Source organism: Microbacterium sp. MDV22-iso44 (assembly GCF_058629135.1).
The window spans coordinates 1,253,056-1,278,305 of the sequence record NZ_JBZVWS010000001.1 but is presented as its reverse complement, the minus strand read 5'-3'; the positions used below and the strand labels follow the sequence as shown (position 1 = coordinate 1,278,305).

The 25,250-nt window shown below is 71.1% G+C and carries 22 protein-coding genes and 1 riboswitch; of the genes, 11 read left to right on the top strand and 11 right to left on the bottom strand.

Annotation, left to right across the window (positions count from 1 at the left end):
• Window positions 1-9: 9 nt before the first annotated feature.
• From AC4NN1_RS06290 to AC4NN1_RS06270, 5 genes are all read left to right on the top strand, one after another.
• On the top strand, window positions 10-1,146 hold the full coding sequence (locus AC4NN1_RS06290) for an ROK family transcriptional regulator (protein ID WP_311857757.1): 1,137 nt from the start codon (window positions 10-12) through the stop codon (window positions 1,144-1,146).
• Between the two features lie 67 nt (window positions 1,147-1,213).
• Window positions 1,214-2,476 carry an extracellular solute-binding protein gene (locus AC4NN1_RS06285; RefSeq protein ID WP_311857755.1) on the top strand — a complete coding sequence of 421 codons (1,263 nt, stop codon included), beginning with the start codon at window positions 1,214-1,216 and terminating at the stop codon, window positions 2,474-2,476.
• Window positions 2,477-2,536: 60 nt separating this feature from the next.
• Window positions 2,537-3,508 carry a carbohydrate ABC transporter permease gene (locus AC4NN1_RS06280; RefSeq protein WP_311857752.1) on the top strand — a complete coding sequence of 324 codons (972 nt, stop codon included), beginning with the start codon at window positions 2,537-2,539 and terminating at the stop codon, window positions 3,506-3,508.
• On the top strand, window positions 3,505-4,467 hold the full coding sequence (locus tag AC4NN1_RS06275; protein WP_311857751.1) for a carbohydrate ABC transporter permease: 963 nt from the start codon (window positions 3,505-3,507) through the stop codon (window positions 4,465-4,467). The genes AC4NN1_RS06280 and AC4NN1_RS06275 overlap by 4 nt, the downstream gene beginning before the upstream one ends.
• A 1-nt stretch (window position 4,468) precedes the next feature.
• Window positions 4,469-5,371 carry an ROK family protein gene (locus AC4NN1_RS06270; RefSeq protein WP_491954816.1) on the top strand — a complete coding sequence of 301 codons (903 nt, stop codon included), beginning with the start codon at window positions 4,469-4,471 and terminating at the stop codon, window positions 5,369-5,371.
• Window positions 5,372-5,514: 143 nt separating this feature from the next.
• Here AC4NN1_RS06270 and nagA read toward each other — a convergent pair whose 3' ends face one another.
• On the bottom strand, window positions 5,515-6,648 hold the full coding sequence (nagA, locus tag AC4NN1_RS06265) for an N-acetylglucosamine-6-phosphate deacetylase (RefSeq protein ID WP_491954815.1): 1,134 nt from the start codon (window positions 6,646-6,648) through the stop codon (window positions 5,515-5,517).
• Window positions 6,636-8,114 (bottom strand): beta-N-acetylhexosaminidase, encoded by a 1,479-nt coding sequence (locus AC4NN1_RS06260; protein WP_311857746.1) that lies wholly within the window; start codon window positions 8,112-8,114, stop codon window positions 6,636-6,638. The genes nagA and AC4NN1_RS06260 overlap by 13 nt, the downstream gene beginning before the upstream one ends.
• 67 nt (window positions 8,115-8,181) lie before the next feature.
• Window positions 8,182-8,265: riboswitch (ZMP/ZTP riboswitch) on the top strand.
• 38 nt (window positions 8,266-8,303) lie between these two features.
• Between AC4NN1_RS06260 and glyA the strand changes: the two genes are divergently transcribed.
• Entirely contained in the window at window positions 8,304-9,578 is a 1,275-nt protein-coding gene (gene glyA, locus AC4NN1_RS06255) for a serine hydroxymethyltransferase (RefSeq protein ID WP_311857744.1), read from the top strand.
• Window positions 9,579-9,702: 124 nt separating this feature from the next.
• Window positions 9,703-10,593, top strand: a complete 891-nt coding sequence (locus tag AC4NN1_RS06250) for a bifunctional methylenetetrahydrofolate dehydrogenase/methenyltetrahydrofolate cyclohydrolase (RefSeq protein ID WP_311857742.1) — start codon at window positions 9,703-9,705, stop codon at window positions 10,591-10,593.
• A 320-nt stretch (window positions 10,594-10,913) separates the two neighbouring features.
• Here the strand turns inward: AC4NN1_RS06250 and AC4NN1_RS06245 are convergent, their stop codons facing one another.
• Genes AC4NN1_RS06245 through AC4NN1_RS06235 form a run of 3 tightly spaced genes read right to left on the bottom strand, consistent with a single transcriptional unit; the run spans window position 10,914 to window position 13,385 of the window.
• On the bottom strand, window positions 10,914-11,648 hold the full coding sequence (locus AC4NN1_RS06245; protein WP_491954814.1) for an amino acid ABC transporter ATP-binding protein: 735 nt from the start codon (window positions 11,646-11,648) through the stop codon (window positions 10,914-10,916).
• Window positions 11,645-12,490, bottom strand: a complete 846-nt coding sequence (locus tag AC4NN1_RS06240) for an amino acid ABC transporter permease (protein ID WP_018188840.1) — start codon at window positions 12,488-12,490, stop codon at window positions 11,645-11,647. Before AC4NN1_RS06240 ends, AC4NN1_RS06245 begins: the two co-directional genes overlap by 4 nt.
• A 34-nt stretch (window positions 12,491-12,524) precedes the next feature.
• Window positions 12,525-13,385, bottom strand: coding sequence for an ABC transporter substrate-binding protein (locus AC4NN1_RS06235; protein ID WP_020096680.1), 861 nt, complete (start codon window positions 13,383-13,385; stop codon window positions 12,525-12,527).
• Window positions 13,386-13,553: 168 nt separating this feature from the next.
• On the opposite strand from AC4NN1_RS06235, the gene AC4NN1_RS06230 reads away from it, so the two are divergent.
• Together AC4NN1_RS06230 and AC4NN1_RS06225 are read left to right on the top strand one after the other, a co-directional pair.
• Window positions 13,554-14,357 (top strand): sugar nucleotide-binding protein, encoded by an 804-nt coding sequence (locus AC4NN1_RS06230; RefSeq protein ID WP_020096681.1) that lies wholly within the window; start codon window positions 13,554-13,556, stop codon window positions 14,355-14,357.
• 39 nt (window positions 14,358-14,396) lie between these two features.
• Window positions 14,397-15,365, top strand: a complete 969-nt coding sequence (locus AC4NN1_RS06225) for a squalene cyclase (protein ID WP_491954813.1) — start codon at window positions 14,397-14,399, stop codon at window positions 15,363-15,365.
• A 15-nt stretch (window positions 15,366-15,380) separates the two neighbouring features.
• Here the strand turns inward: AC4NN1_RS06225 and AC4NN1_RS06220 are convergent, their stop codons facing one another.
• Genes AC4NN1_RS06220 through AC4NN1_RS06195 form a run of 6 tightly spaced genes read right to left on the bottom strand, consistent with a single transcriptional unit; the run spans window position 15,381 to window position 21,837 of the window.
• The gene (locus AC4NN1_RS06220) at window positions 15,381-16,163 is read right to left on the bottom strand and encodes an aldolase/citrate lyase family protein (protein ID WP_020096683.1); all 783 of its coding nucleotides are present in this window, start codon (window positions 16,161-16,163) and stop codon (window positions 15,381-15,383) included.
• Window positions 16,148-16,933 carry a 2-keto-4-pentenoate hydratase gene (locus AC4NN1_RS06215; RefSeq protein WP_020096684.1) on the bottom strand — a complete coding sequence of 262 codons (786 nt, stop codon included), beginning with the start codon at window positions 16,931-16,933 and terminating at the stop codon, window positions 16,148-16,150. The genes AC4NN1_RS06220 and AC4NN1_RS06215 overlap by 16 nt, the downstream gene beginning before the upstream one ends.
• Entirely contained in the window at window positions 16,933-18,096 is a 1,164-nt protein-coding gene (hpaD, locus tag AC4NN1_RS06210) for a 3,4-dihydroxyphenylacetate 2,3-dioxygenase (RefSeq protein WP_020096685.1), read from the bottom strand. Before hpaD ends, AC4NN1_RS06215 begins: the two co-directional genes overlap by 1 nt.
• A 29-nt stretch (window positions 18,097-18,125) precedes the next feature.
• The gene (gene hpaE, locus AC4NN1_RS06205; RefSeq protein ID WP_491954812.1) at window positions 18,126-19,637 is read right to left on the bottom strand and encodes a 5-carboxymethyl-2-hydroxymuconate semialdehyde dehydrogenase; all 1,512 of its coding nucleotides are present in this window, start codon (window positions 19,635-19,637) and stop codon (window positions 18,126-18,128) included.
• Window positions 19,638-19,660: 23 nt separating this feature from the next.
• Window positions 19,661-20,344: a GntR family transcriptional regulator gene (locus tag AC4NN1_RS06200; RefSeq protein WP_018188832.1), complete on the bottom strand. Its 684-nt coding sequence runs from the start codon at window positions 20,342-20,344 to the stop codon at window positions 19,661-19,663.
• A complete protein-coding gene (locus AC4NN1_RS06195; protein WP_491954811.1) occupies window positions 20,341-21,837 on the bottom strand; it encodes a fumarylacetoacetate hydrolase family protein in 1,497 nt (498 codons plus the stop codon). Before AC4NN1_RS06195 ends, AC4NN1_RS06200 begins: the two co-directional genes overlap by 4 nt.
• A 104-nt stretch (window positions 21,838-21,941) precedes the next feature.
• Here AC4NN1_RS06195 and AC4NN1_RS06190 point away from each other — a divergent pair, with 104 nt between their 5' ends.
• Entirely contained in the window at window positions 21,942-23,324 is a 1,383-nt protein-coding gene (locus AC4NN1_RS06190; RefSeq protein ID WP_018188830.1) for an MFS transporter, read from the top strand.
• A 16-nt stretch (window positions 23,325-23,340) separates the two neighbouring features.
• Window positions 23,341-25,221 carry an FAD-dependent monooxygenase gene (locus AC4NN1_RS06185; RefSeq protein WP_336124506.1) on the top strand — a complete coding sequence of 627 codons (1,881 nt, stop codon included), beginning with the start codon at window positions 23,341-23,343 and terminating at the stop codon, window positions 25,219-25,221.
• Window positions 25,222-25,250: the final 29 nt, after the last annotated feature.

The window sequence follows — 25,250 nt, the reverse complement described above, 5'->3', positions numbered from 1 at the left end:
CTAACAAACATGCCGAGCCCGACCCGATCCGCAGCCGTGACCCGCTCCCGACGTGCCGCGGGCAAGATCCTCCCCGAGCACGCCCGTGCCCACAATCGCGCACTGGTGCTGCAGTCGCTCTTCTCCGCAGGGGCGATGAGCCGCGCCGATCTCGCGCGCGAGACCGGACTCACCCGGGTCACCATCTCGGATCTCGTGGGGTCGCTCATGGAGGACGGGTACGTCGTCGAGCAGGGTGTGCGGGAGGCATCCGGCCCCGGCAAGCCCGCCATGCTCGTCGACATCGCGCGCGACGGTCATCGCATCGTCGGACTCGACCTGTCGGGCAGCGAGAGCCTCGTCGGCGCGGTGCTCACCCTCGACGGCGAGATCGTCGCACGCCACAGCGTCCCGGTCCCCGCCCGGCAGAGCGAGGTCCTCGACGCGATCGTCGCCCTCGCCCGCACGGTCGTCGCCGACGCCCATGCCCCGGTCCTGGGTCTCGGCGTCGGGACACCGGGCGTCGTCGACGACCGCGGCGTCGTCCTCGCGGCGCCCGGCTTCGGGTGGGCGGATCTCGACCTCGCCGGGACCCTCGAGCGCGACCTCGGACTCCCCGTGCTCGTCGCCAACGACGCGAACGCCGCAGTCCTCGCCGAGCACACGTTCGGCGGCGCCGGCGACGACGTGATCCTCGTCCGCGTCGGCCGCGGTGTCGGCGCGGGCCTCCTCACCGGGGGAGAGCCGCTCGCCGGTGCCCGCTTCGCCGCCGGCGAGATCGGCCACGTCACCGTCGGCACCGACGGCGGACCCGCCTGCGCCTGCGGCAAGATCGGATGCCTCGAAGCCTGGCTCGCCGTCCCCGCACTCACCGAGCGCATCGCCGCCACCGGCGACCCCGACAGCGTCCTGCGCGACGCCGGCGAGCGGCTCGGCATCGCCCTCGCGCCCATCGTCGGAGCGCTCGACCTGTCGGAGATCGCGCTCTCCGGCCCCGCCGACCTGCTCGGCGGGGCGCTCGCCGAGGCCGCGGCCGAGACGGTCCGCACCCGCACCCTCGCCACGTTCCACGACGGGCTCCAGGTGCGGATGTCGACCCACAGCGAGGACATCGTCCTGCGCGGTGCGGCCGTCATGGTCCTCTCCGGTCGCCTCGGAGTGTCCTGACCCGCACCACCCGCATCCGCGACGACCCGTCCGGGCCGCCGCATCCCCACACAGTGAAGGAACCGCTATGAAGAAGACCCTCGGAGCACTGTCGCTCCTCGGCGCATCAGCCCTCGTCCTCTCCGGCTGCGCCGGTGGCGGGACGCCCACCGGCGGGAGCGCCGAGACCGGCGACCTGACCGTCTGGCTGGTCGGCACCGACACGCCCCAGGACGCGCGCGACTATCTGAAGAAGACGTTCGAAGACCAGAACGACGGCTGGACCCTCACGATCGAGGAGAAGACGTGGGCCGACACCGGTGAGGCGTACGTCGCCGCGCTCTCGTCCAACGACGCGCCCGACATCGTCGAGGTCGGCAACACGCAGGCGCCGGGATTCATCTCGCAGGGCCTGTTCGCCGACCTCTCCGGCATCCAGGACGACCTCGGGGGCGACGACATGCTGACGAGTTTCGTCGACCTCGGGTCGGAGGACGGCACGCTCTACGCAGCGCCGTACTACGCCGGATCGCGCGTCGTGTTCTACTCGCCCGCCAGCTACTCCGGAGAGGTCCCGACGACGCTCGCCGACTACGTGAAGGCCGGCATCGACGGGACCACTGCAACGAAGTCGGGCATCTACGCCCCCGGCAAGGACTGGTACAACGCCCTGCCCTACATCTGGGCCAACGGCGGCGAGATCGCCACCCTCGACGGCGAGAAGTGGGTCGGCGGATTCTCGAGCGAAGGCGGGATCGCGGGCCTCACGATGCTGCAGAACGTCTACACGAACGCGACCATCGCCCCCGCCGACTCCGACGAGACCGACCCGCAGGTGCCGTTCTGCGCCGGCGAGGTCGGGTTCCTCTCGGCGCCGGCGTGGGTGAAGTGGTCGATCCTCGCGGCCGCCGACGCCGAAGCGCCCGGATGCCCCGACGAGGCCGGTAAGGACCTGGCGGCGTTCGCCCTGCCCGGCATGAGCGCCGGCGAGGTCGCCCCGGTCTTCGCGGGCGGCTCGAACATCGCGGTCGCCGCGAAGTCGGACGCGCAGGACAAGGCGCAGGCGGCGCTGGAGATCATCCTGTCGGAGGGGTACCAGAAGATCCTCGCCGAGAACGGGCTGATCCCCGCGCGCACCTCGTTCGCGCAGTACCTGCCCGACGACGCCATCACCGCCGAGGCGGCCAAGGCCGCGGCATCCTCCAAGGCGGTCCCGGCGAGCCCCAAGTGGGCCGAGGTCGAGTCGGCCGGCGTCATCAAGGACGCGCTCGTGAAGATCGCGCAGGGAGGCGACGTCACCCAGATCGCCACCGCCCTCGACGGTCAGATCGAAGCGATCCTCAACTCCTGACCGACCTGTGCAGGGGGCGGTCGTCCCCCGGCTGCCCCCTCACCCTGCACGGAGACGATGATGTCCGGAACCCTCACACGCCCCGCCCCGCCGGCGCCGCCACGCGATCGCCTCGCCACCGCGGCCCGCGAGCGCGGCCGCCGTCGCAAGGACGGCGCGGCGGCGCTCACCCTGCTCGGCCCCTCCCTCGTCATCCTCGCGGTGATGGTCGGTTACCCCGCGGTCCTGATGGTCGTCCAGTCGTTCACCGACTACTCGATCCGCGACAAGGTGCAGGGGACTCTTCCCGACGTGGTCGGCCTGGACAACTACCTCGAGGTGTTCACCGCGTCCGACTTCCCGGCGGTGCTCGTGCGCAGCCTCGGGCTCATGCTCGTCATGACCGTGCTGATCGTCGGGCTCGGCGCACTCGTCGCGGTGCTCATGACACGACTCACCCGCGGCTGGCGCCTGCTGGTGTCGATCGGGCTGCTCCTCGCGTGGGCGATGCCGCCGCTGGCGGCGACCACCGTCTGGGGGTGGATCTTCGACGCGCAGTACGGCCTCGTGAACTGGCTGCTCGACTCCGTCACCGGGTCCACGGACTTCACGAACCACTCCTGGCTCCTCGACCCCTGGTCGTTCTTCGCCGTCCTCACGATCATCGTCGTGTGGCAGGGGGTCCCCTTCGCCGCCTTCACCCTCTATGCCGCGCTCGGCCAGGTTCCGGGCGAGGTCCTCGAGGCGGCGTCGCTCGACGGCGCGACCGGGCTGCAGCGGTTCCGCCTCGTGGTCTACCCGTACCTGCGGAACGTGGTGACCGTCGTCGTCGTCCTGCAGGTGATCTGGAACCTCCGGATCTTCACGCAGGTGTACACGCTGCAGCAGCGCGGTGGGCTCGTCTCGGAGACGAACGTCCTCGGCACCTACATCTTCCGTCAGGGGGTGGGCGAGTTCGGGGTGACCAGCGCGATCGGCGTGCTCACCGTCATTCTCCTGCTCGCCCTGTCCTGGGGATACGTCCGGACGACCCTCAAGGAGGAGGAGCTGTGAGCACGCAGATCACGCCTGCCGCGCAGCTGGCGACCGTCGGCGTCGACGAGGTCGCCGGCCGGGTCGGCGACGCGCGGACGCCCGTCGCGGGATCGCTCGCCGCACGGCGGCGTCGCCGCTCACCGCTCGGCCGCGTGGTGCTCAACGTCGCCGCGCTCGTCGTCTTCGCGTGCTCGGTGTTCCCCGTCTACTGGATGCTGAACATGTCGTTCACGAGCGGCGAATCGATCATCAGCCGTACGCCGAGCTTCCTGCCGCTGGACTTCACGCTCCGCAACTACGAGACGGCGTGGACGCGACCCGCAGCGCCCGGGCAGACCGATTTCCTGCACGGACTGATCAGTTCGGGTCTCGTCACGGTCGGCGTCCTCGTGGTCACCCTCCTCGTCGCGTTCCTCGCCTCGATCGCGGTCGCCCGCATCCGCTTCCGGGGACGCCGCTCGTTCATCGTCTCGGTCCTCATCGTGCAGATGATCCCGGGTGAGGCGATGATGTTCACGATCTACGGGATGATCGACGACTGGCGGCTCATGAACACGCTCGTGGGGCTCGGCATCGTCTACGTCGCCGCGGTCGTCCCGTTCACGATCTGGACCCTGCGCGGGTTCGTCGCGGGGGTTCCGGTCGACCTCGAAGAGGCGGCCATGATCGACGGGTGCACGCGCTCGCAGGCGTTCTGGAAGGTCACCTTCCCGCTCCTCGCTCCGGGTCTCGTCGCCACCGGCGTCTTTGCCTTCATCCAATCGTGGAACGAGTTCACGATGGCGCTCCTGCTGCTGCGGGGCCAGAACCTGACGCTGCCGCCGTGGCTCCTGTCGTTCCAGTCCGCGACCGAGGCGACCAACTGGGGCGCAGTGATGGCGGCATCCACCCTCATCTCCATCCCTGTCGTCGTCTTCTTCCTCATCGTGCAGGGGCGGATGTCGGGCGGGCTCGTCTCGGGCGCCGTAAAGGGCTGACATGCGCGTCGGAATCGACGTCGGCGGCACGAAGACGCTGGCCGTCGCGGTGGATGACGGCGGTCGCGTCGTCGCGACCGACCGCCGCGCGACCGGGCGGGGAGCCGAGGCCGTCGTCGACGGGATCTGCGCGGCCGTGCACGCCGTGCTCGGCGACGCGCCGCCGGGCCCGGTCGGAGTCGGCATGCCGGGGCAGGTCTCGCCCGGCGGCGTCGTCCGGCACGCGCTGAACCTCGGGATCGGGAGCGTCGACCTGGCCGAGGCCGTCGGCGCCCGGATCGGTGTGCGGCCCGTCGTCGAGAACGACGTGCGCGCCGCCGCCGTGGGCGCGGCCGCCCTTCTGCCGGCAACGGACTCGCTCGCCTACCTGAACCTCGGGACGGGCGTCGCCGCGGGGATCGTCCGGGCCGGGATGCCGTGGCGCGGCGCGCGTGGCGCCGCCGGCGAGATCGGGCATCTCAGCGTCGACCCCGCGGGGCCGGTCTGCCCCTGCGGGCAACGCGGATGCATCGAGGCGCTCGCCGGCGGCGCCGGGGTCGCCGCGCGGTGGGGGAAGCCGTCGCCGCTCCCCGTCGCCGAGGTGTTCGACTGCGCGGATGCGGGCGACCCGCTCGCCCGGACGCTGCGGGCGGATCTGGTCCGTGGCGTGGCCGCCGCGGTGCAGGTGCTCGTGCTCACGGCCGACGTCGAGCTCGTCGTCCTCGGCGGCGGGGTGTCGCGTCTGGGTGAGCGGGTGTTCGCGCCGGTGCGCACGGCGCTTCGGGCCGCGGCATCCGGGTCGGCCTTCCTCGCCTCGCTCGATCTGGCGGAACGGCTCGCCCCGGTGCCCGCGGGCGAGCCCGTCGGCGCGGTCGGTGCCGCACTGCTGGCGGGGTCGCCCGTCGGGGTCGCGCCGGGACTCTGATCGATGTGCTGGTCGGTATTCAGTCTCGACGCGAGTCCGCTGGGCGTGCGGGGGCGGATCCCCGGGCGTCAGCTCAGCGGCCGCACCGATCGGGACTGCATACCGAATGCGGCGTCTGACCGGCGATCGGAGGGAGCCGCGGCTCAGACCGTCCCGGAGAAGACCCGCCGCACGTGCAGATCGGCGCTCAGGAGCACCGCGTCGGCGACGGCGCCGACGGCGAGGGAGCCGAGCTCCGGCCGACCGATGGTGCGCGCCGGCGTCGCGGTGAGCGCGGCGACGGCGTCGGGCAGTGCCACGCCCGCCGCGACGGCGGTGCGGAGCGCGGCATCCTGCGTCAGGGTGGAACCTGCGATCGTCCCGTCGGCCAGGCGCGCGACACCCGCGTCGACCGTGACCGACAGCGACCCGAGAAGGTAGGTCCCGTCCGCGGCGCCGGCGGCGGCCATCGCGTCGGTCACGAGCGCGATCCGGCCCGGGGCAGCGGCGAACAGCATCCGGATAACGTCGGGGTGCAGGTGCACGCCGTCGGCGATGACCTCGAGGGTCACGCGGGGGTCGCCGGTCGCGGCGCCGACCGGTCCCGGGGCGCGGTGGTGGAGTCCCGGCATCGCATTGAAGGCGTGGGTGAGGAGGGTGGCGCCTGCGTCGAACGCGCGGCGCGTGGCCTCGACGTCGGCATCGGTGTGACCGACCGCGACGACGACGCCGGCCGCGGCGAACTGGGCGATCGCGTCGTGCCCGCCGGGCAGTTCGGGCGCGAGCGTCACCTGCACGAGCGAGCCGTGCGCCGCTTCGATCAGCGCGGCGACGGCCTCGGGCGTGGGGGTGAGGAGAAGGGCAGGATCGTGGGCACCGTGGTGCGCCGGGTCGAGGAACGGGCCCTCCAGGTGCGCGCCGAGGACCGAGGCATCCGCTTCCGCGAGCTCGGCGATCGCACCGAGACGGGTCGCGAGGTCGGCGGGGGAACCGGCGACCAGCGAGATGACGGCGCGCGTCGTGCCGTACGCGAGGTGCGTCGCCCGGGCGACGCGGATCGCCTCGATGCCGTCCTCGTGCGCGCGACCGCCTCCGCCGTGCCCGTGCAGGTCGACGAAACCGGGCGTGAGCACCGCGCCCGACGCATCGACGACCTCGTCGGCGCCGAGCGAGCGCCACGAATCCCCGGTGCCGGATGCCGCGACCCGTCCGGCCTCGACGCGGATCCACGCGTCCGGGGTCTCCGCGCCGGCGTCGATCAGCCGGGCGGAGTGGATGATGCGGGTCACGTCGTCCACGGGACCTCCGCGAGGGCGGGGAAGCGGATGCCGAGCGAAGTCCAGAGCGGCCCGAGCTCGCCGACCCGCGCGCGGAACGAGTCCCACGTGCGCTCGGGGCCGGTGGCGGCGGACCACGCGATCTCGGCCGCGGCCGCGATGCGGGGGAAGGCGAGTGCGTCGATGTCGGCGAGGCTCGCGACGGTCTCGGTCCACAGCGGAGCCTCGACGCCGAGGATGGCGTCCTCGACGAGACCGTCGACGACCGCGGTCGGCTCCCACGAGTACGCGCGCTCGACGCTCGTCGCGCCGTTCGCCCAGGTGAGACCCAGGGGTGCGTCGTCGGTCGGCTTCATGTCGAGGTAGATCGCGTCGGCAGGCGAGAGGATGACGCGGCCGCCGCGCTCGGCGAAGGCGCGGGCGTGCCGGGGCGCGGCATCCGTCGGCGTCGCGAAGCCCCAGTACTGGCCGATCGTGCCGGGAGCCAGGCCCGCGACGGCGCCGGCCTCATGCCAGGCGATCGGCGTCTTGCCGAGGTCGGCGATGACGGCGCTCGCACGCGTGACGAAGTGCGCGAAGTCCTCGGGCGTCGTCCCGTGGGACTCGTCGCCGCCGAAGTGCAGCCAGGGTCCCGGGGTGAGCCCGGCGAGTTCGGCGAAGACGTCGCGCATGAAGGCATACGTCGCCTCGTCGTGGACGCGGAGCGACGAGAAGCCGACCGCGGTGCCGGTGTACGGCTCGCCCTCGACGGGGATCGCGCCTTCGGTGATGACGTCCGTGACCGGCGCCTCGGCGATCTCCGGGTAGGCGAGGGCGACGGCGTGCGTGTGTCCCGGCATGTCGAACTCGGGGACGACGGTCATGTGACGGGATGCCGCGTACGCGACGATCTCGCGGTACTCGTCCTGCGTGTAGAAGCCTCCGGGAGCCCCGTCGACCGCGGTCGTCGAAGCCCTCTCGGTGAGCTCGGGACGCGAGCGCAGCTCGAGCCGCCAGCCCTGGTCGTCCGAGAGGTGCAGGTGCAGGACGTTGAGCTTCAGCGATGCGGCGCGGTCGATGTACGCCCGCACCGTGTCGACTCCGTGGAAGTGGCGCGCGACGTCGAGCATGACCCCGCGGTACGCGAACCGCGGGGCGTCCGCGATGCGGACGGCCGGCACCACCCAGCGCTCGCCGTCACGACGGACGAGCTGGCCGAGCGTCTGCACGCCGGAGAAGAGGCCCGCGGCATCCGCTCCCGTGATCCGGATGCCGGTGGCCGCCGCCTCGAGGACGTACGACTCCGCGGGGCCGCCGTCCCGCACGTCGAGCACGATGCCGTCGCCGTCCGGCAGGTCGAGGCCCGTGCGCGCGGCGACGAGGGAGCGGAGGGCGGTCGCGGCATCCGTCTCGCCCGTCAGGCCGGCCCCGGCGAGGTCGAAGGCGGGCCCGTTCTGGACGGCGACGTCCGCGGGGAAGGGCACGAGGGGGAGGGGCACCGGAGCCACCGCCGTTCTGTAAGGTGTCCTAACAAAACCGATCGGGCCAGCCTATCAGCGGCCCCATCCGTTATGCTCGCATTGTCGCGACTGGCGTTGAGGTGGGCTACCACCGGGGAGCGATTGACACGGCATTCGACCGCGCGCCTGGGCCGATGCGAGATTCCTCATCCCGAAAGCCGTCGTCAGGAGATCGTCATGACCCATTCGCTGTTCAACGCCCCCCTCTCCGAGGTCGATCCCGAGATCGCCGATGTGCTCGAGCGGGAGCTCGACCGTCAGCGAGGGTTCCTCGAGATGATCGCCTCCGAGAACTTCGTTCCCGTCTCGGTGCTGCAGTCGCAGGGCTCAGTCCTCACCAACAAGTACGCCGAGGGATACCCCGGCCGCCGCTACTACGGCGGCTGCGAGGTCGTCGACGTCGCCGAGGAGCTCGCGATCGAGCGCGCCAAGGCCCTCTTCGGCGCCGGGTTCGCCAACGTGCAGCCCCACTCGGGTGCGTCGGCCAACGCCGCCGTCCTGCACGCGATCGCCCGCCCCGGCGACACGCTGCTCGGCCTCTCGCTCGACCACGGCGGCCACCTCACCCACGGCATGAAGATCAACTTCTCGGGCCGCCTGTACGACATCGTCGCGTACGGCGTCGACGCCGAGACCTCGCTCGTCGACATGGACGAGGTCCGCCGTCTCGCGATCGAGCACAAGCCGAAGGTCATCATCGCCGGCTGGTCGGCCTACCCCCGTCAGCTCGACTTCGCCGCCTTCCGCGCGATCGCCGACGAGGTGGGCGCCCTCCTCTGGGTCGACATGGCGCACTTCGCCGGTCTCGTCGCCGCGGGCCTGCACCCGTCGCCCATCCCGCACGCGCACGTCGTCTCGACCACCGTGCACAAGACGATCGGCGGTCCCCGCTCGGGCCTCATCCTCTCGAACGACGCCGACATCGCGAAGAAGATCAACACCGCGGTCTTCCCCGGCCAGCAGGGCGGGCCTCTGATGCACGTGATCGCGGCGAAGGCGACCGCGTTCAAGCTCGCGATGACCCCGGAGTTCAAGGAGCGCCAGGAGCGCACGCTCCGGGGAGCCGCGATCCTCGCCGATCGCCTCACCCAGGACGACGTCACGGGCGCCGGCATCGCCGTGCGCTCGGGCGGCACCGACGTGCACCTCGTCCTCGTCGACCTCCGCGACGCCGCGATCGACGGCAAGCAGGCCGAAGACCTGCTGCACGACATCCGGATCACGGTGAACCGCAACGCGGTCCCGAACGACCCGCGTCCGCCGATGGTCACCTCGGGTCTGCGGATCGGCACGCCGGCGCTCGCGACCCGCGGCTTCGGCGACGCCGAGTTCACCGAGGTCGCCGACGTCATCGCGCTCGCGCTGCTGCCGGGTGCTGACCACGAGGCGCTCCGCGCGCGCGTCGCGAAGCTCGCCGAGGCGTTCCCGCTCTACCCCGGCCTCCAGCAGTGACCCCCGGCATCCGGCCCCTCCTCCGACCGCGAGACTGCACGCACGCCTCGAGACAGTGGTCCTTGACCGCAGTCTCGAGCTCCCCGTGCAGTCTCGCGGGCGAGGGGCGACGACAGGAGGCATCATGACCGCGGCGGTCCTCGACGGCAAGGCCGCCTCGGCGGCGATCAAGACGGAGCTCGCCGAACGCGTCGCGGTGCTGAAGGAGCACGGCGTGACGCCCGGCATCGCCACCGTCCTCGTGGGCGCGGACCCGGCATCCCAGCTCTACGTCGGGATGAAGCACCGCCAGTCCGAGGCGATCGGGATGAACTCGATCCAGCGCGAGCTGCCCGCCGACGCGACGCAGGAGCAGGTCGAAGCGCTGATCGACGAGCTCAACGCCGACCCCACCTGCCACGGGTACATCGTGCAGCTGCCGCTGCCGAAGCACCTCGACACCGACCGGATCCTCGAGCGGATCGATCCCGAGAAGGATGCCGACGGCCTCCACCCGACGAACCTCGGTCGCCTGGTGCTCAACGTCAACACCCCGATCACGTCGCCGCTGCCGTGCACGCCCCGCGGCGTCATCGAGCTGCTGGTGCGGAACGGCTACGACCTGGCCGGAAAGCACGTCGTCGTCGTCGGTCGCGGTGTCACGATCGGCCGATCGATCGGCCTGCTGCTCACGCGCCGCGAGTACAACGCGACCGTCACGCTCACCCACACCGGCACGACCGACCTCGGCGCGCACCTGCGCGAAGCCGATGTCATCGTCGCCGCGGCGGGCGTGAAGCACATCGTCACGGCCGAGCACGTGAAGCCCGGCGCGGCGGTGCTCGACGTCGGCGTCACCCGCGAGGACGACCCCGAGACCGGCAAGAGCCGCGTCTACGGCGACGTCCACCCGGACGTCACGGAGGTCGCCGGCTGGGTATCGCCGAACCCCGGCGGCGTCGGCCCGATGACGGTCGCCCTGCTCATGACCAACGTCGTCGAGGTCGCCGAGCGCGCTGCGGGCCTGCGCGTCTGACGTGTGCTTGTGAACGAGGGATGCCGGGTGCCGCCCGGCATCCCTCGCCTTCGTTGACGGGCACCGCTCGCCTGTCGCGATGTGCGGTGGCGTGCGGCGTGTTGTGACAGGGGAAGCCCGGCGGGGAGTCCTGCGCCGCGGGTGCGCGGCCGCGCTGCTCGCCTGTCGCGATGTGCGATGGCGTGCGGCGTGTTGTGACAGGGGAAGCCCGCGGGGGCCCTGCGCCGGGGAAGCCCGCGGGGGCGCTGCGCCGCCGCTCGCCTGTCGCGATGTGCGGTGGCGCGCGGCGTGTTGTGACAGGAGAAGCGCGCGCCGGGGCGTCAGGCGGTGAAGCGGGCGAGGAAGGCGCGGGTGCGTGCTTCCTGCGGATACCGCAGCACGGACGACGGCGGACCCTCCTCGACGATCGTGCCGGCGTCGAGGAACACGACGCGATCGGCGACGTCGCGCGCGAACGCCATCTCGTGCGTCGCCATCAGGATCGTCGCGCCCTCCGACGCCAGGTCACGGACGAGCTCGAGGACCTCGCCGACGAGCTCCGGGTCGAGCGCCGAGGTGATCTCGTCGAGGAGCAGCACCTCGGGGTCGGTCGCGATCGCGCGGGCGATGGCGACGCGCTGCTGCTGACCGCCCGACAGCCGGTCGGGGTGATCCTTCGCCTTGTCGGCGAGCCCGACGCGGGCCAGCAACTCGGCCGCGCGGGCTTCGGCGTCGCGGCGCGGCATCCGGTGCACCACGCGCGAGGCGAGCGTGACGTTGTCGAGCACGGACAGATGCGGGAAGAGGTTGAAGCTCTGGAACACGGCGCCCAGGCGCGCTCGCACGCGGTTGCCGTCGACCCGCGGGTCGGAGATGTCCTCGTCGCCGAGGAAGATCTGCCCGTCGTCGATGGGCTCCAGCAATCCCAGGCACCGCAGCAGCGTCGACTTGCCCGATCCGCTCGCGCCGATGAGCGCGACGACCTCGTGCGCACCGAGCGTCACATCGACGCCCTTCAGCACGTCCCGGTCACCGAAGGACTTGCGGATGCCGGTCGCCGTCAAGATCCCGCTCACAGCACCGATCCTGACTGCTCGCGCTCGCGGAGCCTCGCCGTGTACCAGTCCGTCAGGCGGATCGTGGGGATCGCCAGGAGGATGAAGAGGATGCCTGCCACGACGTACGGCGTGAAGTTGTAGGTCGTCGCGACGACGCCCTTCGCCCGCGCGATCGCGTCGAGGCCCGCGATGATCGAGATGAGCCCGACGTCCTTCTGCATCGAGATGAAGTCGTTCATGAGCGCGGGTGTCATCTTGCGGAGAGCCTGCGGCAAAACGACGCGGCGGAGCGTCTGCACATGGTTCAGGCCGAGCGCACGGGCGGCGAGGCGCTGAGAGGGGTGCACCGAGTCGATGCCGGCGCGGATCACCTCGGCGACGTAGGCCGAGTATGTGAGCGTGACGGCGAGGATGCCGAGGAACAGCTCGTCGATCCGCTCGCCGACGATCGTCGGCAGCCCGAACCCGACGAGGTAGAGCACGATGATGAACGGCAGCCCGCGGAACAGATCGGTGTAGCCCGCCGCCAGGGTCCGCACGGGAAAGAAGACCGGGCCCCGGAGAGTGCGCAGGAGTGCGATCACGAGCGCGACGCCGCCGACCGTGAAGATCGAGATGCCGAGCACCGTCAGGTTGAGGAGGAAGCCCTCCCACACCTTCGGCAGCGCCTCGATGGCGACAGCGGGGTCGAAGAAGGCCCGCTGGACCTTCGCCCAGCCCTCCGTGTTGATGACGAACGCCCACACGATCACCGCGAACGCGGCCGTCGAGAGGATCGCGATGAGCACGGACCGTCGCTCCCGCCCGCGCCGATAGGCGCGACGGTCGAGCTCGAGTGCGCTCGGGATGCTGGTACTCACGGATCGACGCTAGCGCGTCCTCACGGGCGCTTCGTCACTGGAGCTTCGTCACGCCTTCGGTGAGACCCGACAGCCATTCCTTCTCGAGCTCCGCCAGGGTGCCGTCCTCCCGGAGGGCGTCGACGGCCGCGCTCACCGCGGGGGTCAACGGCGAGTCCTTGGCGAGCAGCAGGCCCCACTGGTCCTCGACGCCGACCTTCGGGAGCTCGCCGACGATGAAGGAGTCGGTGATGTACGCGGTGACCGCGACGTAGGCGGTCGGGGTGTCGAGGACGACGGCATCCACCTGTCCGGCGCTGAGGGCCGCGGTGGCGTCCTCGTTCGAGTTGTAGAGCTTCGGGGTGAGCCCGAGGTCGAGCGCGTCGAGCGTCAGAGCGCTCGTCGAGTTCGCCATGGCGCCGATCGTGATGTCCTTGAGCCCGGCGAGGTCGGTCACGCCGTCGGCCTTGCCGCCCTTGAGGGCGATGATCGACTGGCTCGCGGAGTAGTACGGCGACGAGAAGTCGACGCCCTTCTTGCGGTCGTCGGTGATCGTGTACTGCTGCAGGTTCACGTCGAAGCTCTTGGGGCCGGGCGCGATCGCCGCCTCGAAGCTCGTGCGGACCCACTCGACGTCGTCCTTCGCGAAGCCGAGCTTGTCGGCGACGGCGTAGGCGACGGCGGCCTCGAAGCCCTTGCCCGACTCAGGCTTGTCGTCGTAGACGTAGGGCTCGTAGGCGGTCTCGCCGGTGGCGACGGTGAACTTGCCGGGGGTGACGTAATCGTCGGGCGAGGGAGTCGCACCGGCGGACGACCCGGCACCCGGGGCCGCGTTCGAGGCGCAGCCTCCGAGGAGGAGGGCGAGGGCCGCGGCGGACGCGACGAGTGCGGTGCGCAGGGCGGGACGACGGGACATGAGGGCCTCCGGGGGCGCCGAGGGTGCTCGGACGAGGGGGTCGGGTTGGCATCGCCGCGTGATCGCGGAGAGCCGCTGATCATTCTCGCGCGCAGACGGATGCCGCGGGTCCTGCGGCGACGCTTTGTTACACGCCCGTCACCCCAGGGCGATTGAGAGGATGGGGGGATGATCCCTGCGCGCACGCTCCTCATCGGTTCCGGTCGCATCGGAACGCGGGTGGCGGAGGAGCTCCGGCGCGCGGGCGGCGAGGTCGTCACGCTGCGGCGGTCGGCGGCATCCGATTCGGACGGCTGGCGACACATCGCCGCGGACCTGTCCCGGCCGCTCACCGAGTCGCTGCCGGCGGTCGACGCGGTCGTCGTGACGCTGCCGCCGGGCGAGGAGCAAGGTTTTCTCGCCGGCGCGATCGGCCGCGTCGCAGAAGCGTTGCCCGAGCGGCCGGCACGCACGATCTGGGTGTCGTCGACGCGGGTGTTCGAGGGGTACGGCGACGAGCGGCCGCTGGACGAGAACGACGAGCCGCGGCCGCGCAGCGATCGAGCCCAGCAGCTCGTCGACGGGGAGGAGCGCGCGGTCGAGCTGTTCGGCGCGACCATCCTGCGACCCGCGGGCATCTACGGACCGGGACGTGACCGGCTCATCCGCCAGGTGCTCGCCGGCACCCCGGTGGATCACGACCGCCGGACCAACCGCATCCACGAGACCGACGTCGTCCGCACGATCCTCACGCTGCTGCGGGCCGACGAGGTGCCCGCCGTCCTCCACGCCGTCGACCGGCGGCCGGCGACGCTCGGCGAGGTCGTGAGCTTCCTCGCCGAGCGCCTCGGCGTGCCGGTGCCGCCTCGCGGCGAACCCGCCGAGCGGCGCGGGACGATCCTCGACGGCACGCGCCTCACCGAGGTCGTCGACGGCCTCGCCTACCCGACGTTCGAGGACGGCTACGGAGAGATGCTCGCGCAGCGCGGCTGAGCCCTGGCGGATGTCGGCGGCCCGCGCGAAGATGCCGACATGACGCGCGCGCAGGAGATCCTCGACTGGCTGCGGGACTCGGACCCGTCACTGCGGTGGCAGGTAGAGCGGGATCTCCTGGGCGTGCCGCCCGAGCAGTGGGAGGTCACGCGGGCACGCGTGACCACCGAGGGGAACGGAGCCACGCTCCTCGCGCAGCAGGGGGAGGACGGGCAGTGGGAGGGCGGCGCGTACTTCCCGGCCGGGTTCTTCGGCAGCCCCGAGTCAGAGATGCCCGGCCAGCCGTGGACGGCCACGACCTGGACGCTCAAGGATCTGCGCGAGTGGGGAGTGCCGGCATCCGCTCTCGGGGACACCGCGGCGAAGCTCGACCGCAACAGCCGCTGGGAGTACGACGACCTGCCGTACTGGGGTGGGGAGGTGGACGTCTGCATCAACGCGTTCACGCTCGGGACGGGAGCGTGGCTCGGCGCCGACGTCTCGGCGCTCGCCGCATGGTTCCCCGAGCATCAGCTCGCCGACGCCGGCTGGAACTGCGAGGCCGAGGAGGGTGACTCGGTCCGCGGGTCGTTCCACTCGACGCTCAATGCCGTCCGCGGCATGCTCGCCTACGAGCAGTTCACCGGCGACACGGCGCTGCGCGACAGCCGGCACCGCGGCGAGGAGTACCTCCTCGAACGGCGCCTGGCGTACCGGCTGTCGACGGGAGAGGTCGTCGGCAGCTTCGTCACCGACTTCGTCTACCCCAACCGGCACCGCTACAGCGCGCTCGCGGCGCTCGATCATTTCCGGGATGCCGCTCTCCAGGCCGGCACCCCGCCGGACCCGCGGCTCGCCGAGGCGATCGAGATGGTCCGCGCGGCGCGGCACGCCGACGGCACGTGGCACCAGGGACGCACGCTCGAGGGCAGGCGCTGGTTCGACATCGACGCACCCGAGCGTCAGCCGTCGCGGTGGCTCACCTTCCTCGCGCTCCGGGTCCTCCAGTGGTGGGATGCCGCCCGCTGACGACCGCGCGGTGGCTCAGCCGCCGGCGCGACCCCATCGGGCCGCGAGCGCCTCGGACCCGCGGGCGAGGAGGGTGACGTCGGCGCCGACCAGCACGAAGGACGCGCCCTCGTCGAGGTAGCGTTGCGCGGCATCCGGATCGAAGGCGTTGACGCCCACGGGCTTTCCCGACGCACGGACGGCGGCGAACGCGTCGAGGACGGCTGCGACCACATCGGGATGCGTCTGCGCGCCGAGGAGCCCCATCGACGCCGCGAGGTCGCTCGGGCCGACGAAGACCCCGTCGATCCCGTCGACCGCGGCGATCTCGGCGGCGTTCCGGACACCCTCGACCGTCTCGACCTGCACGAACAGGGAGACGTGGCGGTCGGCGTCGGCGAGGTAGTCCTCGACGCGATTCCACCGGCCGGAGCGGGCGAGCGCGGACCCGACGCCGCGGCGTCCGTGCGGGGGATACCGCACCGCGGCGACGAGCTCCGCCGCCTGCGCCGCCGTGTCGACCATCGGCACGAGGATGTTCTGCGCGCCGATGTCGAGCACCTGCTTGATCGTCACGACGTCGCCGAACGGCACGCGCACCACCGCCGTCACGGGGGCGGCGGCGACGGCCTGCAGCTGCGCGAGCACCGACTCGAGCCCGTTCGGGGAGTGCTCCATGTCGATCAGCAGCCAGTCGAGGCCCGCGCCCGCGCAGATTTCGGCGACGAGCGGCGACCCGGAGCACACCCACATGCCGGCGAGGGGACGGTCGGCATCCGTCAGCGCTTCGCGGAACGTCGGGTTCAGATGAAACGGCATTCGATCACTCCCATCGGCCCATAGTCGCAGCGCACCTCGTCGCCCCGCGACACCCACACCGGCCGCGTGAACGAGCCGGCGAGGATGATCTCGCCCGCCTCGAGACGTGCGCCGTGCTGGTGGATCTTGTTGGCGAGCCACGCGACGCCCGTCGCGGGGTGGCCGAGGACACCCTGCGCGACACCGGTCTCCTCGATCTCGCCGTTGCGTGAGAGCACCCCCGGCACCCAGCGCAGGTCGATCTCGTCGGGGCGGCGGTGTTCGATGCCGAGAACCATTGCACCGTAGGCGGCGTTGTCGCTGATCGTGTCGACGATCGTGCGGCCCTCGAGTTCGATGTGCGAGTTCAGCACTTCGAGCGCGGGTACGGCGTAGTCGATCGCCGCGAGGGCGTCCTCGAGCGTGCAGTCGGGGCCTTCGAGCGGGCTCGCGAGGACGAAGGCGAGTTCGACCTCGATCCGGACGTTCGAGAAGTGGTCGACGGGGATGCTGTCGCCCGAGCGGTAGACGGTGTCGTCGAACATGACCCCGTAGTCGGGCTCGGTGATCCCCGTCGCCTGCTGCATCGCCTTGGAGGTCAGCCCGATCTTGCGACCGACGAGGCGCCGGCCCGACGCGACCATCCGGTCGCGCCAGACGCCTTGGATCGCGTAGGAGTCCTCGACCGTGGCCTCGGGGTGGCGTGCGGTGATCCGTGGGATGACGCCGTGCGTACGATCGGCCTCGGCGAGCTCGTCCGCGATGCGCGAGACGTCCTCGGTGGACAGCATCAGAGCTGGTTCCCGAGCTTGTACTCGCCCTGCTTCCACGAGGGCATCGCCTCGTCATCGCCCTCGCGGGTGTACGAGAAGCCGTCGGCGCCGATCGTGACCGCCATCTCGCTGCGGTCCTCCCGGGTGCGGACGGGCTGCGGGTTGCCGTCGAGGTCGAGCACGAGGGATGCCTCGGTGTACCAGGACGGGACGACTGGGTTGCCCCAGAAGTCGCGTCGCTGGTTGTCGTGCACGTCCCACGTGATGACCGGGTTGTCGGGGTCACCGGTGTAGTAGTCCTGCGTGTAGATCTCCACCCGGTGGCCGTCGGGGTCGCGCAGGTACAGGTAGAAGGCGTTCGAGACGCCGTGCCGGCCCGGTCCCCGCTCGATCGCGTCGGAGCGTCGCAGCGCGCCGAGCTTGTCGCAGATCGCGAGGATGTTGTGCTTCTCGTGCGTCGCGAAGGCGACGTGGTGCATGCGAGGCCCGTCGCCGCCGGTCGCGGCGGTGTCGTGCACGGTGGGCTTCCGCCGCATCCACGCCGCGTAGACCGTGCCGTCCTCGTCCTGGATGTCCTCGGTCACCCGGAACCCCAGGTCCTGGTAGTGGCGCACCGCGCGCGGGACGTCGGGCGTCACCTGGTTGAAGTGGTCGAGGCGGACGAGTTCGCCCGGGATCTGCAGGTCGTAGCGCCACGACAGCCGCTCGACGTGCTCGCTCTGGTGGAAGAACTCGTACGGGAACCCGAGGGGGTCCTCGACGCGCACCGAGTCGCCGATGCCCTTCGTGAACCCCTCGGGGCGGCGCTCGACGCGGCATCCGATCTCGCTGTAGAAGGCGACGGCCCGATCGAGGTCCTCGGGCGTGCGGACGCGGTACGAGAACGCGGCGACGGCGGCGACGGGCCCCTTCCGCAGCACGAGGTTGTGGTGGATGAACTCCTCCGTCGAACGGAGGTAGATCACGTCGTCGTCCTCCTCGGTGACGTGGAGCCCCAGGATGTCGACGTAGAACTGGCGGGATGCCGCGAGGTCGGTGACCACGAGGTCCATGTACGCGCAGCGCAGGATGTCGGGGGCGGGGGAGGTGGGCGTCCGCACCGGGTCGTCGGTGCGGATGGGGGCTTCTTGCGAGACGAAGAACCCGGAGGAGGTCTTGGTCATGCCGTCGCGGTGGCTCATGTCAGCGTCCTTGCTGGTCGTGGGCGGAGTCAGTTCTTGCCAAAGGTGGGGTTGTGGACCGCGCCGAGCGTGATGTGCACGGCCTGCTGGTCGGTGTAGAAGTCAATCGAGCGGTAACCGCCCTCGTGGCCGAGTCCGGAGGCTTTCACGCCGCCGAAGGGCGTACGCAGGTCGCGGACGTTGTTCGAGTTCAGCCACACCATGCCGGCCTCGACGGCCTGCGAGAAGTTGTGGGCTCGCTTCAGGTCGTTCGTCCACACGTAGGCGGCGAGACCGTATCTGGTGTCGTTGGCGAGGGCGAGGGCGTCGTCGTCGGTGTCGAACGGGGTGATCGCGACGACGGGACCGAAGATCTCCTCCTGGAAGATCCGCGCGGTCGGGGGCACATCGGCGAACACCGTCGGGGCGACGAAGTTGCCGTCGGCGAACCCCTCGGGGCGACCGCCGCCGGCGACGAGGCGACCTTCCCCCTTGCCGATCTCGACGTACGACATGACCTTGTCGTAGTGCTCGGGGTGCACGAGGGCACCGACCTCGGTGGCGGGATCGTGCGGAAAACCGACCTTCACGCGCTGCGCCTGGGCGGCGTAGCGCGCGACGAACTCGTCGTACACGTCGCGCTGTACGAGGATGCGGCTGCCTGCTGTGCAGCGCTCGCCGTTGAGGGAGAAGACCCCGAAGATCGTCGCGTCGATGGCGGCGTCGAGGTCGGCGTCGGCGAAGACGATCGCGGGGCTCTTGCCGCCGAGCTCCATCGACAGGCCCTTCAACCAGGGAGCGGCGTTGGCGAAGATGAGCTTGCCGGTCGAGCTCTCGCCGGTGAAGGAGATGAGCGGCACGTCGGGGTGCTTCACCAGCGCGTCGCCGGCGTCCTCGCCGAGGCCGTTGACGAGGTTGAAGACGCCCTGCGGGAGGCCGGCCTCTTCGAAGATCCCGGCCCAGAGCGATGCCGAGAGGGGAGTGAACTCGGCGGGCTTCAGCACGACCGTGTTGCCCGTGGCGAGGGCGGGACCGAGCTTCCAGGACTCGAGCATGAACGGCGTGTTCCACGGGGTGATGAGCCCCGCGACGCCGATCGGCTTGCGGTTGACGTAGTTGATCTGGCGACCGGGCACCTTGAACGTGTCGTCGGACTGGGCGACGATCAGGTCGGCGAAGAACCGGAAGTTCTCGGCGGCGCGACGGGCCTGGCCGAGCGCCTGCGTGATCGGCAGACCCGAGTCGAACGACTCGAGCTCCGCGAGCCGGGCGTCGCGCGACTCGACGATGTCGGCGATGCGGTGCAGCACGCGCGAGCGCTCGCGCGGCAGCATCCGCGGCCACGGGCCGTCGGTGAACGCGCGGCGCGCGGCGGCGACGGCGGCATCCACATCGGCCCTCTTGCCGGCCGCGGCCTGCAGGTAGACACGGTTCGTCACGGGATCGAGGACGTCGAACGTGTCGCCGTCCGCCGAGTCGACGAAGGCACCGTCGATGTAGTGCTGGATGCGGGTGGGAAGGTCGGCGGGCGTGTGCGGCGCCGCCAGCGTGGGATCCGTCATGTCGTGCGTCCTTGTTCGAGGGGTCAGAAGTTCGGCAGGCCGAGGGCCTGGTCGGGGTGCTCGTGGGTCATGTAGGCGTCGAGGGTCGCCGAGCGGTGTCGCCGCGCGGCGTGCTCGATCTCGCTGAGGGGAGCGCTCCGCTCGATGAGCACGAGGATCTGCTCGTGCTCGCGGACCGACTCCTGCGCGCGCCCCGGCACGAAGCTGAACGTGGAATCGCGGAGGTGCCCGAGCCGTGCCCACTCGACCTGGACGAGCTCCAGCATCCGCGGGTTCGCGCAGCGCTCGAAGAGGGTCGCGTGGAACTCCTGGTTCAGGCGGGTGAACGCACGCGGGTCGAAGTGGTCGAGCGTCTCGATCATGAGCTCGTTGATGTCGCGCGCTCGCCGGACGTCGGACTCGGTGAGGGCGCGGGCGGACAGTGCCGTGGCGGTGCCTTCGAGGATCGACAGCGCCTGCATGCTGAAGCGGTACTGCGAGTCGTCGACCATCGCGACGCGCGCGCCGACGTTGCGCTCGAAGGTGACGAGCCCCTCGGCTTCGAGCTGGCGGATCGCCTCGCGCACCGGGACGACGCTCATGTCGAGCTCGCCCGCGATGCTGCCGAGCACCAGGCGGTAGCCGGGGGTGAACGCCTCGCTGACGATGCGCTCCTTGATCCACGCGTACGCCTGCTGCGACTTGCTCGGGGCCGCGACGTCGCTCATCGGGAGCCCCGTTCGGCTTCGTAGCGCGCCCGCCACGCGGCGTTCATCGGGAAGAGCCCGTCGACCGGCTCGCCTTCCGCGACGCGGTCGGCGATCCACGCGTCCTCGTCCTCCTGCGCGAGGGCCGCGTCGGCGACCTCCTCGGCGAGCGCGGGCGGCAGCACGATCACGCCGTCGCGGTCGCCCACGATGATGTCGCCCGGCTGCACGGTCGTGCCGCCGCAGGCGATCGTGCCCCCGGCATCCCACGGCACGTGCTTGCGACCGAGGACCGCCGGGTGCGCGCCCGCGGTGTAGACCGGGATGCCGACCGCGGCCACCGCGGCGATGTCGCGCACGCCGCCGTCGGTCACGATGCCGGCCGCGCCCTGCGCGTGCGCACGGATGGCGAGGATGTCGCCGAGCGTGCCGGAACCGGCCTCGCCACGCGCCTCGATCACGATGACCTCGCCTTCGCGGACCGTGTCGAACGTGCGCTTCTGCGCGTTGTAACCGCCGCCGTGGCTCTGGAACAGGTCCTCGCGGTTCGGTACGAAGCGGAGCGTCGCGGCGACGCCGACGAGCTTCGCATCGGGGTGGAGCGGGGCGACGCCGTCGATGGTGACGTTGTCGAGACCGCGCTTGCGCAGCTGCTGCGACAGCCCCGCGACGGGGACGCGCTCGAGCTTCGCGCGGAGATCGGGGGAGAGAGCGGATGCCGCGGCGAGCCCGGCTGCCTCGCGGGAGCCCCACGCCTCTTCACGCTGAGTGTCGTCGACCTGGGGGAGCGAGCCGAGTGCAGGGTCGAACGCGATGTCGGGGCCGTCGACGACGGTCGTCGTGAGCCGGCCGGTGGTCGCCCCGGTGTCGGGGGCGTCGACCTCGACCTCGACGACGTCGCTGGGGACGATGACCGACGAGCCCGCGGGCGTGCCGGTGAGGATGACGTCGCCGGGTTCGAGTGTGAAGTGCTGCGACAGATCGGCGACGATCTGCGGGAGGGGGAAGAGGAGGTCGTCGGTGCTGCCGTCCTGGACGAGCTCCCCGTTCACCCAGGTGCGCACGCGCAGCCGGGTGGGATCGAGCCGGCGGGCGTCGAGGACGACGGGGCCGATCGGGGTGAAGCCGTCGCCGCTCTTGGAGCGGACGTTCGACCCCTTGTCGTTCGCCCGCAGGTCGTAGAGGCCGAGGTCGTTGGATGCCGTGACGCCGGCGACGTGCTCCCACGCCCGGGCAGCGCTGACGCGGCGGGCCGCCGTGCCGATGACGAGCGCGATCTCACCCTCGAAGGCGAGGAGCTCGGTTCCGACGGGCCGCTCGACCGTTCCGCCGGACGCCGCGACGGAGCCCGTGGACTTGAAGAAGTAGGACGGCGCCGCAGGCGTGCGTCCGCGTTGGGCGGCGCGCGACCGGTAGTTCAGATGGACGGCGACGATCGTGCCGGGGCGGCCCGGGAGGGCGGCGAAGCGCGGGTCCAGGGATGCGGCATCCGTCACCGTGTCGTCGTTCTGCATCTCGTGAGCTCCCTCGCTCTTGCGTCGTATCTCAAATCGTATATGATTGGGCTGCACCGGACAACCGGGAATCGACGAAGACGTCGGATGACACAGGAGTCAGCATGAGTACTTCCCCCACCCCTCGCGGGTTCACCCCCACCGGGACCATCGCGACCGCCGCGGACCGCCGCCGCGTCGTGTTCGCCACCGTCGTCGGCACCACCGTGGAGTGGTACGACTTCTTCATCTACGCGACCGCCGTCGGGCTCGTGTTCGGACAGCTCTTCTTCGCCCCGCTCGGCAAGGACAGCGTCCTCATCGGGTTCGCGACGGTCGGTGTGAGCTTCCTCTTCCGGCCCCTCGGCGCGTTCCTCGCCGGCCACCTCGGTGACAAGTACGGCCGCAAGGTCGTGCTCATGTGGACGCTCATCCTGATGGGCCTGGCGACGGCGCTCATCGGCGTCCTGCCGAGCTACGAGTCCATCGGCCTCGCCGCGCCCATCCTCCTCGTGCTCCTGCGCATCCTGCAGGGCATCTCCGCCGGCGGGGAGTGGGGCGGCGCGGTGCTCATGGCCGTCGAGCACGCCCCCAAGACGCGCCGCGGCGCGTTCGGCGCCTCGCCGCAGATCGGCGTGCCGCTGGGCCTGCTGCTCGCATCGGGCGTCATGGCGCTCATGTCGGCGATCGCGCCGGGGGAGCAGTTCCTGCAGTGGGGCTGGCGCGTACCGTTCCTCCTCAGCGTCGTCCTCATCCTCGTCGGCTGGTACGTTCGCCGCCGCGTGGAGGAGAGCCCCGTCTTCCTCGAGCTCGCCGAGCGCAAAGAACACAGCCGGATGCCGATCGTCGAGCTCTTCCGCAAGCACGCGGTGCTCGTGATCGTCGCCGCCTTCGTCTTCGCCGGGAACAACGCCGTCGGCTACATGACCACCGGCGGGTACATCCAGGGCTACGCCACGAACCCCGAAGGCCCCCTCGGTCTCGACCGCGGCCCGGTGCTGTGGGCGGTGACCGGGTCGGCCGTCACGTGGCTGCTCTCCACCCTCGTGGCCGGTTTCGCCTCGGACCGGTTCGGGCGCCGCACGACGTACATCGCGGGCTGGATCATGCAGCTCGTGGGTGTGTTCGCGCTCTTCCCGCTGGTCAACACGGGGAACGTCTTCGTCCTCTTCCTCGGGCTCGCGATCCTCACGATCGGTCTCGGTTTCACCTACGGCCCCCAGGCCGCGCTCTACGCCGAGCTGTTCCCCGCCTCGATCCGCTTCTCGGGCGTCTCGATCTCGTACGCGATCGGTGCGATCCTCGGCGGCGCGTTCGCCCCGACGATCGCGACCGCGCTCGTCGCCGCCTTCGGGTCGACCACCCCCGTCACCTGGTACCTGGCCGGCATGACCGTGCTGGGCCTCGTGGCGACGCTGCTGCTGCGCGATCGCAGCGGCATCCCGCTCGACCCCGATCACGAGGCGGAGCAGGCGGTCAGCCCGGTCCGCGGCCTCACCCGCGCCTGACCGTTCGAGGAGAACCATGCAGTTCCACCACCACGGCTACGTCTCGGGCGATCCGCGGGTGCTGCCCGCCGCCGGCACCGGCGTCGACCGCCCCGAGGAGCTCCCCGACGAGACCGACGTGCTCATCGTCGGCTCGGGTCCGGCGGGGATGCTGTTGGCCGCCCAGATGTCGCAGTTCCCGCAGGTCTCGACACGTCTCATCGAGCGGCGCACCGGTCGGCTCGAACTGGGTCAGGCCGACGGCATCCAGCCGCGTTCGGTGGAGACGTTCCAGGCGTTCGGGTTCGCCGAGCGGATCATCGCCGAGGCGTACAACATCGGCTACATGAACTTCTGGGGCCCCGACCCGGCCGACCCGAGCCGCATCCGCCGCACATCGCGGACCGATGACTACGGGCTGAAGATCAGCGAGTTCCCGCACCTGATCGTCAACCAGGCGCGCGTGCTCGACTACTTCGCCGAGGCCGCCGCCCACGGCCCCGGACGGATCGTGCCCGATTACGGCATCGAGTTCGTCGGCCTCGAGGTGCCCGAGGATGCCGCGGCCCCCGTCGCGGTCACGGTCCGCCACGTCGGCGGCCCCCGCGCGGGGGAGGAGCGCGTCGTCCGGGCGCGGTACGTCGTCGGATGCGACGGTGCCCGGAGCGGTGTGCGACAGGCGATCGGGCGCGTGCACGTCGGCGATGCGTCGAAGCACGCCTGGGGCGTCATGGACGTGCTGGTCGACACCGATTTCCCCGACTGGCGCATCAAGTGCGCCATCAACAGCTCGGCGGGGAACATCCTCCACATCCCTCGCGAGGGCGGGTACCTCAGCCGCATGTACATCGACCTCGGCGCGGTCGCCGCGGACGACAACCACCGCGTCCGCGAGACCCCCATCGAAGAGGTCATCCGCCGCGCGAACGAGATCCTCCACCCCTACACGATCGATGTGAAACAGGTCGCCTGGCACAGCGTGTACGAGGTCGGACACCGTGTCACCGACGGATTCGACGACGTTCCCGAGGGCGTCGACCGCGATCCGCGGGTCTTCCTCACCGGCGACGCATGCCACACCCACAGCGCCAAGGCCGGGCAGGGCATGAACGTCTCGATGCAGGACGGGTTCAACCTGGGGTGGAAGCTCGGGCACGTGCTGACCGGGCTGGCCCCGGCATCCCTCCTCGCCACCTACGGCGCCGAGCGACGACCCGTCGCGCAGCAGCTGATCGACTTCGACAAGGAGTGGTCGTCGCTGATGGCGCGCAAGCCCGAGGAGATCACCGACCCTGAAGACCTCGCGACGTACTACCTCGCGACCGCCGAGTTCCCGTCGGGGTTCATGACGCACTACGGCGCCTCGGCGATCGTCGCAGGCGCCGAGCATCAGGACCTCGCGACGGGGTTCCCCGTCGGCAAGCGGCTGAAGTCCGCGGAGGTCGTCCGGGTCGCGGACGGCAACGTCGTGCACCTCGGTCACCATGCCAAGGCCGACGGTCGGTGGCGCGTGTACGCCTTCGCCGATGCGTCGGGCGAAGACCTCTCGGCCTGGGCGGAGTGGTTCGCCTCGGCATCCGGCCCGATCGCCCGGCACACGCCGGCCGGGGCCGATCCCGACGCCGTCTTCGACACGAAGGTGATCTACCCGCGGCGGTACGAGGACGTCGAGATGGCGGCGGTGCCCGCCGTGTTCCGACCCCACTCGGGGCCGCTCGGGCTCATGGACTGGGAGAAGGTGTACGCGACCGGACCGTCGACCTGGACGGATGTCGACGTCTTCGCCGAGCGCGGGATCTCGCCGCGTGGCGCGGTCGTCGTCGTCCGCCCCGACCAGTACGTCGCCGCCGTCCTGCCGTTGACCGCCACCGCCGAGCTGGGGGAGTTCCTCGCCGGAGCCTTCCGCCCCGCCGGCTGACGCGTCGAGGTGCCGAGGCGTCGCAGATG

What these genes read in the sequence shown, in the direction of transcription:
- AC4NN1_RS06290 (WP_311857757.1), top strand. Translation starts at nt 10, where the DNA reads ATGCCGAGCCCGACCCGATCCGCAGCCGTGACCCGCTCCCGACGTGCC.
- AC4NN1_RS06285 (WP_311857755.1), top strand. Translation starts at nt 1,214, where the DNA reads ATGAAGAAGACCCTCGGAGCACTGTCGCTCCTCGGCGCATCAGCCCTC.
- AC4NN1_RS06280 (WP_311857752.1), top strand. Translation starts at nt 2,537, where the DNA reads ATGTCCGGAACCCTCACACGCCCCGCCCCGCCGGCGCCGCCACGCGAT.
- AC4NN1_RS06270 (WP_491954816.1), top strand. Translation starts at nt 4,469, where the DNA reads ATGCGCGTCGGAATCGACGTCGGCGGCACGAAGACGCTGGCCGTCGCG.
- glyA (WP_311857744.1), top strand. Translation starts at nt 8,304, where the DNA reads ATGACCCATTCGCTGTTCAACGCCCCCCTCTCCGAGGTCGATCCCGAG.
- AC4NN1_RS06250 (WP_311857742.1), top strand. Translation starts at nt 9,703, where the DNA reads ATGACCGCGGCGGTCCTCGACGGCAAGGCCGCCTCGGCGGCGATCAAG.
- AC4NN1_RS06235 (WP_020096680.1), bottom strand. Translation starts at nt 13,385, where the DNA reads ATGTCCCGTCGTCCCGCCCTGCGCACCGCACTCGTCGCGTCCGCCGCG.
- AC4NN1_RS06230 (WP_020096681.1), top strand. Translation starts at nt 13,554, where the DNA reads ATGATCCCTGCGCGCACGCTCCTCATCGGTTCCGGTCGCATCGGAACG.
- AC4NN1_RS06225 (WP_491954813.1), top strand. Translation starts at nt 14,397, where the DNA reads ATGACGCGCGCGCAGGAGATCCTCGACTGGCTGCGGGACTCGGACCCG.
- AC4NN1_RS06220 (WP_020096683.1), bottom strand. Translation starts at nt 16,163, where the DNA reads ATGCCGTTTCATCTGAACCCGACGTTCCGCGAAGCGCTGACGGATGCC.
- AC4NN1_RS06215 (WP_020096684.1), bottom strand. Translation starts at nt 16,933, where the DNA reads ATGCTGTCCACCGAGGACGTCTCGCGCATCGCGGACGAGCTCGCCGAG.
- hpaD (WP_020096685.1), bottom strand. Translation starts at nt 18,096, where the DNA reads ATGAGCCACCGCGACGGCATGACCAAGACCTCCTCCGGGTTCTTCGTC.
- hpaE (WP_491954812.1), bottom strand. Translation starts at nt 19,637, where the DNA reads ATGACGGATCCCACGCTGGCGGCGCCGCACACGCCCGCCGACCTTCCC.
- AC4NN1_RS06200 (WP_018188832.1), bottom strand. Translation starts at nt 20,344, where the DNA reads ATGAGCGACGTCGCGGCCCCGAGCAAGTCGCAGCAGGCGTACGCGTGG.
- AC4NN1_RS06195 (WP_491954811.1), bottom strand. Translation starts at nt 21,837, where the DNA reads ATGCAGAACGACGACACGGTGACGGATGCCGCATCCCTGGACCCGCGC.
- AC4NN1_RS06190 (WP_018188830.1), top strand. Translation starts at nt 21,942, where the DNA reads ATGAGTACTTCCCCCACCCCTCGCGGGTTCACCCCCACCGGGACCATC.
- AC4NN1_RS06185 (WP_336124506.1), top strand. Translation starts at nt 23,341, where the DNA reads ATGCAGTTCCACCACCACGGCTACGTCTCGGGCGATCCGCGGGTGCTG.